Source organism: Actinocrinis sp. (assembly GCF_035605935.1).
In the GTDB taxonomy this organism is placed as follows: Bacteria; Actinomycetota; Actinomycetes; order Streptomycetales; family Catenulisporaceae; genus Actinocrinis.
This window is the reverse complement of record NZ_DATNGK010000110.1, coordinates 1-3,401: the sequence shown is the minus strand read 5'-3', so window position 1 is coordinate 3,401 and position 3,401 is coordinate 1. Positions and strand designations below refer to the sequence as shown.

Sequence of the window (3,401 nt, the reverse complement as noted above, 5' to 3'; positions counted from 1 at the left end):
CGGGCTCTTGCGCATGTCGGACGTCCGCGTCAGCGAGACGTTGACCATCCAGTAGACGGGGAAGAGCATGGCGGCGGTGAACAGGACGCCAAGCGCGGTGAGCCACCATGAGCGGCGTTTCACGTCGCCTCCAGGCGGTTCCGGGCCCGGACGTAGATCAGGGCGAAGATGACCGCGATGATGATCAGCACGTTCCCGACCGCGGACGCCGAGCTGAAGTCCGGCAGCAGCGACCCGAAGCCGAGCTGGTAGGACCAGATCGCCAGCGTGGTCGACGAGGTCGCCGGCCCGCCCCTCGTCATGATCCAGATGATGTCGAACACCTTCAGGGTGTAGATGAAGCCGAGCAGCAGGGTGATCGCGGACACCGGGCGCAGCAGCGGGAACGTGATCCGCCAGAACCGCTGCCACCCGTTGGCGCCGTCGATCGCGGCGGCCTCGAAGACGTCCGTCGAGATGCTCTGCAGGCCGCTGTACATGATGACGAGGTTGAACGGTATGCCGATCCAGATGTTCGCGATCAGCACGGCGACCAGGGACCAGTGCGGCGAGGTCAGCCAGTTGACTGGCGCGACGCCGATGGCCTGCAGGAAGGAGTTCACGATGCCCGAGTCGCTGTTGAGCATCCACGACCAGGTGGACGCGGACACCAGCAGCGGCAGCAGCCAGGGGATCAGGAAGAGCGCGCGGAGTAGGCCGGACAGGCGGAACCTCCGGTAGAAGAACACCGCCAGGGCCAGGCCGATGGCGAACTGGAAGGCGATCGACACGAAGGTGAAAACCGCGGTGTTGACGAGCGCCGGCGAGAACGTCGGACTACGGAAGATACGGCTGTAGTTGGCGAAGCCCGAGTACGGAGCGTTGCCGGTGATGAAGGACGCGACCGTGTAGGTCTTGATGCTCAGGTCGATGTTGCGGTACAGCGGGTACGCGTAGAAAGCGATCAGGTACGCGACGACCGGAGCGATGAATCCCCAGGCCGCCGCCTGCGCTCGCCACCGCGTCGGGCGGCGCGGGCGGCCCGACCGCGCCCGTGACGGGGCGGGTACCGCCGCCCCGTCACGCTGCCGCTCGGCCGACCGCGCCCTTGACCTGTCTTTTGTCATGGTTCTCACGTCGGTCTGCCGGCTGTCCTACTGGCTGAGCTTCGCCGTGGCCGCGGACTGCGCGACCTGCAGCGCGTTCGCGGGCGTCGCCGCGCCGCTCTCCGCCTTCTGCACCGCGGTCCACATCTGCTGGGAGATGACCGGGTACTTGGTGCCCAGGTTGTCGCCGGTACGGGCCTTGGCCACCCCCACCGCGCTGACCCACGAGCTCAGCGAGGGGTCCGCGGACAGCTGAGCCTGCTGCCCGGCCTTGGTGGGCGCGATGTAGTTGAGCGTGCCGTCGGTCGTGACGATGTTGCTGGTCGACGACAGGCACTGGATGATCTTCGCCGAGGTGGCGTAGGACCCCGTGTCCTTCTGCACCGGGATGGTGAAGAACTCGCCGCCCGTCGGCACCGGCGCCGCGCCGCCATTCTCGGCCGGGATCTGGATGACCTTGGCGCCCATCGCGGCGGCGCCCGCCTTCTGCCAGGTGCCGTTCTCCCCGAACGCGAAGTCGCCGGTCTGGAACTCCTGCCACGACGTGGTCTGCGTGTTCTGGATCACCGAGTTGGGCGCGTAGCCGTCCTTGATCCAGGTGGTCCACAGGGTGAGCGCGGCGGTCGCCTGGGGCGAGCCGAGGTTGGTCAGGTTAGCGCCCGCGCCCCAGAACCACGGCAGGAACTGGAAGCTGCCCTCCTCGGTGTTGATACCCGAGAACGTGATGCCCTTCTTGCCGATCGCCTTGACCTTGGCCAGCGCCGAAGTCAGGGAGGCCCAGCTGGTGATGGAACCCGGGTTGACCCCCGCGGCCTTCAAGACCTTCGGGTTGTAGTAAAGCGCCAGCGTGTTCGCGCCGATCGGGACTCCGTAGGTGCTGCCGTTGAGCACCCCGGCGCCGAGGATGTTCGGGGCGATCGCGCCCGTGGAAAGCCCGTTCTGCGCGGTGGTGGTGAGGATGCCGGCGGTCGCGAGCGTGGAGACGACCGGATTGTCCACGAGCAGGATGTTCGGCGAGGTCCCCTGCTGGCCGGCCAGCAGGGCCTGCGTCGTCAGCGCGGTCGTGTCGTAGGCGGTGTGCTTGATCGTCACCCCGGCCTGCGTGCCGCACGACGCGACCAGCTTCCACCATGCGGAAGAGGCGTTGTACTGCGGATAGGGATCCCAGAAGGTGTAAGTGCCGCCACTCGCCGCCGACGCGCTCGTGCCGCCGGCGGCGGATCCGGTCGCGCCCGCGCCGGTGCTTGAACTGCTTGAGCAGGCCGCTAGCGCGGCTACGGCGGTAACAGCGGTGGCGGCGAGCAGCGCGGCGCGCGCTCTACGGGGTATCTGCACGGTCATTCCTCTCTGAATGGCCGGGTTCCGCGAAGCCTCGGAATCCGGAAACGGTGCCTTCTTTTCGGTTGTCCTTACCTATTGCGTTCAGCTGCCTGGGCTTAGTTTGTCGAACCGATTCGACAGTGCGGCATGCCAGGGGAAGCAGCCGCTTCGCTTGGTTAGCGGGTGCTTCCCCGGTCCGTGATGTGCGGCGCGACCAGCTCGACCCGCCAGGGGGTAGCGTCCGCCGGAGTGGTCATGCGCTGCACGAGAGCCTGGACCGCCATCCGGCCCAGCTTGTTCGGTGACGTCTCGACCGCCGTGTACGGCAGTGAGAACAGCCGCCCGAAGTCCTCGGAGAACATGCCGACGACCGACAGGTCGTCGGGCACACGGACTCCGCGCGAGTAAAGCACTGAAGGAAGCGCGGCGATCACCGCGTCGTTGTGCACGACCATCGCCGACTCGTCGCGCGCGTCGAGGATCTGGTTGAGCTGCTGGTTAACGGCGGGCTGCTGCGTCTCGCCGTAGTAGGAACGGACGCGGATGCCGTAGCTCGCGGCGCGCTGCAGTGCCGCATCCCGGAACCTCCAGGAGTACGCGCCGCCGCGCTCGAAGACGTGCTCGCGCGGGGTGATCAGGATAATCTCGCGGTGCCCGCGCTCGGCGAGGTGGTCAACCAGGATGCGGCCGGACTCCGCGAAGTCCAGGTCGAAGACGTCGAACCCCTCCGGAGTCCGCGGCAGGCCGACCATCGATCCTGGCTGGCGCATCTTCCTCAGCACCGGCAGCCTCGGGTCTTCGTGCGCCACATTCAGCAGGACGACGCCGTCCACCATCCCGGAGCTCAAGATGCGCTGCACCGCGTGCGGGCCATCGGCTTCCGTCACCATCAGGATGTCGTAGCCCGCCTCGCGGGCGGCGTCGGAGATCGGCAGGACGTACTGCAGCATGGCGGGCGAGAACTCGTCCTCGAAGAACTGGACGAACAAGCCGATG

General features: G+C 67.2%; 3 protein-coding genes. All 3 read right to left on the bottom strand.

What is annotated here, in order from left to right; genetic code table 11:
* Positions 1-119 precede the first annotated feature (119 nt).
* A complete protein-coding gene (locus VN779_RS09710; RefSeq protein ID WP_325722126.1) occupies positions 120-1,106 on the bottom strand; it encodes a sugar ABC transporter permease in 987 nt (328 codons plus the stop codon).
* Positions 1,107-1,133: 27 nt separating this feature from the next.
* Complete coding sequence (locus VN779_RS09705; protein WP_414639626.1) at positions 1,134-2,420, bottom strand: sugar ABC transporter substrate-binding protein; 1,287 nt, start codon at positions 2,418-2,420, stop codon at positions 1,134-1,136.
* Between the two features lie 161 nt (positions 2,421-2,581).
* On the bottom strand, positions 2,582-3,401 hold an 820-nt coding region (locus VN779_RS09700), incomplete at its 5' end, for a LacI family DNA-binding transcriptional regulator (protein ID WP_325722124.1).

What these genes read in the sequence shown, in the direction of transcription:
- VN779_RS09710 (WP_325722126.1), bottom strand. Translation starts at nt 1,106, where the DNA reads ATGACAAAAGACAGGTCAAGGGCGCGGTCGGCCGAGCGGCAGCGTGAC.